This is a genomic window from Microcystis sp. M31BS1, from assembly GCF_020245285.1.
Lineage (GTDB): Bacteria > Cyanobacteriota > Cyanobacteriia > Cyanobacteriales > Microcystaceae > Microcystis > Microcystis panniformis.
Genome location: NZ_JADBVE010000157.1, coordinates 1 through 5,000 on the forward strand (window position 1 = coordinate 1; position 5,000 = coordinate 5,000).

Here is a 5,000-nt window from a genome sequence, read left to right on the forward strand (position 1 = left end):
AACTTTTCTGACTTTTCTTCAGCTATTTATGAATGTCTGAATGATGCCCATCTGAAACATAAAAAAGAACTGGATTCCTTGCTGACTCTACGATTTCAGAAGTTTAATAAATCTCAGATTATGAACGTCTAAAGTATAATTCATAATTCCCTCTCCCTGATTAATAACGGATGCGAGGATCAATGTAAGCATTGATTAGATCGATAAAAATACTGGCAAAAACCACTATTGTCGCAAAAAAAGCCATTAATCCCTGCACTGTTGGGTAATCCCGCAGAGAAATCGCTCGATATAACTGATTTCCCAAACCCGGCCAAGAAAAAGTAACTTCCGTCAAGACTGCACCCCCTAAAAGAGCCGCAAAAGTTAATCCTAAGACAGTAATTACGGGAATTAGGGCATTTTTCAGCGCATGGGCGATCATAATCGTTTTTTCTGGTATTCCTCTCGCTTTGGCCGCATCTACATAGTCCGCTTGCAAAGTTTGTTTCAGATTAACTCGCACCATCCGTTCAAAAATCCCACTCAAGAGAATGCCGAGAGTAAAACTAGGTAAGGCTAGATAATACAAAGCTGTGGGCAACTTATCTAGTTGTAGAGTCATCAGACTATCAAGGGTGTATAAACCTGTAATTGTCTGGGGTGGAGTCTCACTCAAAGGAAAACGAGTCCCCAAGGGAAACCAGCGCAACTGTACCGCAAAAATTAGCTGTAAGAGCATTCCCACCCAAAAAATCGGCAAGGAATAGGTTATCAGTCCAAATAAACGTCCCCCCGCATCTAATGGAGTATTCGGACGGGAAGCGGTGATAATTCCCAATCCGACTCCCACTATCACCGCAATTAGCATTCCATAAAAAGTTAGTTCCACCGTCGCTGGAAAATGTTTAGCGATAATCTCCCATACCGTCACCCCCTTACTGGTTAAAGAGTCTCCTAAGTTGAGACGCATTAGGTGAAAAATATAGTCTAGGTACTGGAAAAATAGGGGTTTATTCAGTCCTAACTGTTCTCTTAGGGCATTTTTGGCACTTTCGGGAGCGCGGTTGCCTAAAATCGCATCCGTGGGATCACCGGGAGCAACACGCATCAGCAGAAAAACCACCGTCACGATCGTCCATAACATCAAGGGAGCTAGGAGTAAACGCACCAGTAAATAGGATTGTAAAGCAGCGCGGCGAGACATGAGGGCTTTCCGATCAGAAAATAGATTCTCAAGGAACCATACCCCAAAATCGACCCAGCGATCGAGAAAAAATTAAGCTGAGGGAATATTTAGTACAAGTAAACTAAATTAGCTGCACCGACAGTTCTGAGCAAGGGACTACCAAAAACCCCTAAAGGCTGAAAGGCTTACGGAGCAAGGGATAGAAAAAAGATCAAAAAATTTTGCCAAAAGGGGTTGACAAACTTAGGGAAGTTAGATACATTGGTAAATGCGCGGTTGAAGCGAAGCGAAAGCGAAGCGAAACAAACGACGCTGGAACCTAGACAAAACAATAGTTTGAAAGCCAAGCAAAAAAAGCCTCGTTTAGAAGCAATTCTATAACAAAAAAGTCAAACCCGCAAGGGGGAGACGAAAAAAAGTCAAAAGAATCAAACGATTCATCATGGAGAGTTTGATCCTGGCTCAGGATGAACGCTGGCGGCGTGCCTAACACATGCAAGTCGAACGGGAATCTTCGGATTCTAGTGGCGGACGGGTGAGTAACGCGTAAGAATCTAACTTCAGGACGGGGACAACAGTTGGAAACGACTGCTAATACCCGATATGCCGCAAGGTGAAACCTAATTGGCCTGGAGAAGAGCTTGCGTCTGATTAGCTAGTTGGTGGGGTAAGAGCCTACCAAGGCGACGATCAGTAGCTGGTCTGAGAGGATGAGCAGCCACACTGGGACTGAGACACGGCCCAGACTCCTACGGGAGGCAGCAGTGGGGAATTTTCCGCAATGGGCGAAAGCCTGACGGAGCAACGCCGCGTGAGGGAGGAAGGTCTTTGGATTGTAAACCTCTTTTCTCAAGGAAGAAGTTCTGACGGTACTTGAGGAATCAGCCTCGGCTAACTCCGTGCCAGCAGCCGCGGTAATACGGGGGAGGCAAGCGTTATCCGGAATTATTGGGCGTAAAGCGTCCGCAGGTGGTCAGCCAAGTCTGCCGTCAAATCAGGTTGCTTAACGACCTAAAGGCGGTGGAAACTGGCAGACTAGAGAGCAGTAGGGGTAGCAGGAATTCCCAGTGTAGCGGTGAAATGCGTAGAGATTGGGAAGAACATCGGTGGCGAAAGCGTGCTACTGGGCTGTATCTGACACTCAGGGACGAAAGCTAGGGGAGCGAAAGGGATTAGATACCCCTGTAGTCCTAGCCGTAAACGATGGATACTAGGCGTGGCTTGTATCGACCCGAGCCGTGCCGAAGCTAACGCGTTAAGTATCCCGCCTGGGGAGTACGCACGCAAGTGTGAAACTCAAAGGAATTGACGGGGGCCCGCACAAGCGGTGGAGTATGTGGTTTAATTCGATGCAACGCGAAGAACCTTACCAAGACTTGACATGTCGCGAACCCTGGTGAAAGCTGGGGGTGCCTTCGGGAGCGCGAACACAGGTGGTGCATGGCTGTCGTCAGCTCGTGTCGTGAGATGTTGGGTTAAGTCCCGCAACGAGCGCAACCCTCGTTCTTAGTTGCCAGCATTAAGTTGGGGACTCTAAGGAGACTGCCGGTGACAAACCGGAGGAAGGTGGGGATGACGTCAAGTCAGCATGCCCCTTACGTCTTGGGCGACACACGTACTACAATGGTCGGGACAAAGGGCAGCGAACTCGCGAGAGCCAGCGAATCCCAGCAAACCCGGCCTCAGTTCAGATTGCAGGCTGCAACTCGCCTGCATGAAGGAGGAATCGCTAGTAATCGCCGGTCAGCATACGGCGGTGAATTCGTTCCCGGGCCTTGTACACACCGCCCGTCACACCATGGAAGCTGGTCACGCCCGAAGTCATTACCTCAACCGCAAGGAGGGGGATGCCTAAGGCAGGGCTAGTGACTGGGGTGAAGTCGTAACAAGGTAGCCGTACCGGAAGGTGTGGCTGGATCACCTCCTTAAAGGGAGACCTAATTCAGGTAGGAGACGAAAAAAAAGTAGTCCCAACCAAGAATCAATCCCAAAAGGTCGGAGCGAGGCGAAATTGGCTTTCAAACTAGGTTCTGGGTTCACACAAGACCTGAATCAGGAACAAGGGCTATTAGCTCAGGTGGTTAGAGCGCACCCCTGATAAGGGTGAGGTCCCTGGTTCGAGTCCAGGATGGCCCACCTGCACAGGTGGCAAAAACAAAGAAAAAAAGCTCCGAATCAGCACCTTATCTTACTTATACAGTAAGAGAGAATGCTGGCTCTGAGTTCAGAGTCCAGAGGAACCTTGAAAACTGCATAGAGCTAGGTGAAAAAGCCAAAAAAGAAGACCGCAAGGTCAAGCTAATAAGGGCTAACGGTGGATACCTAGGCACACGGAAGCGAAGAAGGACGTAGTTACCGACGAAACGCTTCGGGGAGCGGGAAGCAAGCATTGATCCGAAGATATCCGAATGGGGCAACCCTAAACACGACCACCTGAATACATAGGGTGGAGCGAGCCAACCTGGTGAACTGAAACATCTTAGTAGCCAGAGGAAAAGAAAGCAACAGCGATTCCCCCAGTAGCGGCGAGCGAAAAGGGAACAGCCTAAACCAAGTTCTTCGGAACTTGGGGTCGTGGGACAGTAACAAAAGACTGGGAAATTTAGACGAAGCGGCTGAAAACCGCACCAGAGAAGGTGAAAGTCCTGTAGTCGAAAAAGGAACCAGCTTAACTGCATCCCGAGTAGCATGGGGCACGTGAAATCCCGTGTGAATCTGCCTCGACCACGAGGTAAGGCTAAATATTCCCGTGTGACCGATAGAGAAACAGTACCGCGAGGGAAAGGTGAAAAGAACCCCGGAAGGGGAGTGAAATAGAACATGAAACCGTTAGCCTACAAGCAATGGGAGGACGATTGAACGTCTGACCGTGTGCCTGTTGAAGAATGAGCCGGCGACTTACAGGTTATGGCAGGTGAAGGGGGAAGACCCCACAGCCCCAGCGAAAGCGAGTCTGAACAGGGCGAAAAGTCATAATTTGTAGACCCGAACCCGGGTGATCTAACCATGGCCAGGATGAAGCTTGGGTAAAACCAAGTGGAGGTCCGAACCGACTAATGTTGAAAAATTAGCGGATGAGCTGTGGTTAGGGGTGAAATGCCAATCGAACTCGGAGCTAGCTGGTTCTCCCCGAAATGTGTTGAGGCGCAGCGGTAGTGGAAGTTTAGTCGGGGTAAAGCACTGTTTCGCCGCGGGCTGGGAGACCGGTACCAAGGCGAGGCAAACTCTGAATACGGCTAAAAAAACTACCAGTGAGACGGTGGGGGATAAGCTTCATCGTCAAGAGGGAAACAGCCCAGACCACCAGCTAAGGTCCCCAAATGATAACTAAGTGAGAAAGGAGGTGGGAGTGCATTGACAACCAGGAGGTTTGCCTAGAAGCAGCAATCCTTAAAAGAGTGCGTAATAGCTCACTGGTCAAGCGCTCCTGCGCCGAAAATGAACGGGGCTAAGTTATCTACCGAAGCTGTGGACTACATTGTAGTGGTAGGGGAGCGTTCTATAGGGGGTGAAGCAGTAGCGGCAAGCAGCTGTGGACTCTATAGAAGTGAGAATGTCGGCTTAAGTAGCGAAAATGTGGGTGAGAATCCCACACCCCGAAACCCCAAGGTTTCCTCCGCAAGGCTCGTCCGCGGAGGGTCAGTCAGGACCTAAGGCGAGGCTGAAAAGCGTAGTCGATGGACAACGGGTTAACATTCCCGTACCGATTAATGATTGTGCCGGAGAACGGAGAAGGTCAACGTCAGCTGGATGTTGGTTACCAGTGCAAGCAGTCGAGGCGATGAGAGGTGGCGAAAACACCAGGAGCTAAGACGCGAGTCCCACCTCCCAC

General features: G+C 49.7%; 1 protein-coding gene, 1 tRNA gene, 2 rRNA genes and 1 pseudogene (1 of these 5 running past the window's edge). 4 read left to right on the forward strand and 1 reads right to left on the reverse strand.

From position 1 onward, the window contains the following. Positions 1–132, forward strand: a pseudogene (locus IM509_RS08820) (IS630 family transposase); the annotation flags it as partial. A 28-nt stretch (positions 133–160) separates the two neighbouring features. Here the strand turns inward: IM509_RS08820 and IM509_RS08825 are convergent. Beyond that, a complete protein-coding gene (locus IM509_RS08825) occupies positions 161–1,186 on the reverse strand; it encodes an ABC transporter permease (protein WP_052277654.1) in 1,026 nt (341 codons plus the stop codon). A gap of 421 nt (positions 1,187–1,607) precedes the next feature. Between IM509_RS08825 and IM509_RS08830 the strand changes: the two genes are divergently transcribed. The 3 genes from IM509_RS08830 to IM509_RS08840 all read left to right on the forward strand — a co-directional run. Beyond that, positions 1,608–3,096, forward strand: a 16S ribosomal RNA gene (locus IM509_RS08830). Positions 3,097–3,230: 134 nt separating this feature from the next. Further along, positions 3,231–3,304: transfer RNA gene (locus tag IM509_RS08835), tRNA-Ile, on the forward strand. Positions 3,305–3,459: 155 nt separating this feature from the next. Then, positions 3,460–5,000 (forward strand): 23S ribosomal RNA (locus IM509_RS08840) (it continues 1,339 nt past the right edge of the window). The 16S and 23S rRNA genes sit together here with 1 tRNA gene alongside, the layout of an rRNA operon.

Coding starts and splice junctions, on each gene's coding strand:
- IM509_RS08825 (WP_052277654.1), bottom strand. CDS start 1,186: ATGTCTCGCCGCGCTGCTTTACAATCCTATTTACTGGTGCGTTTACTC.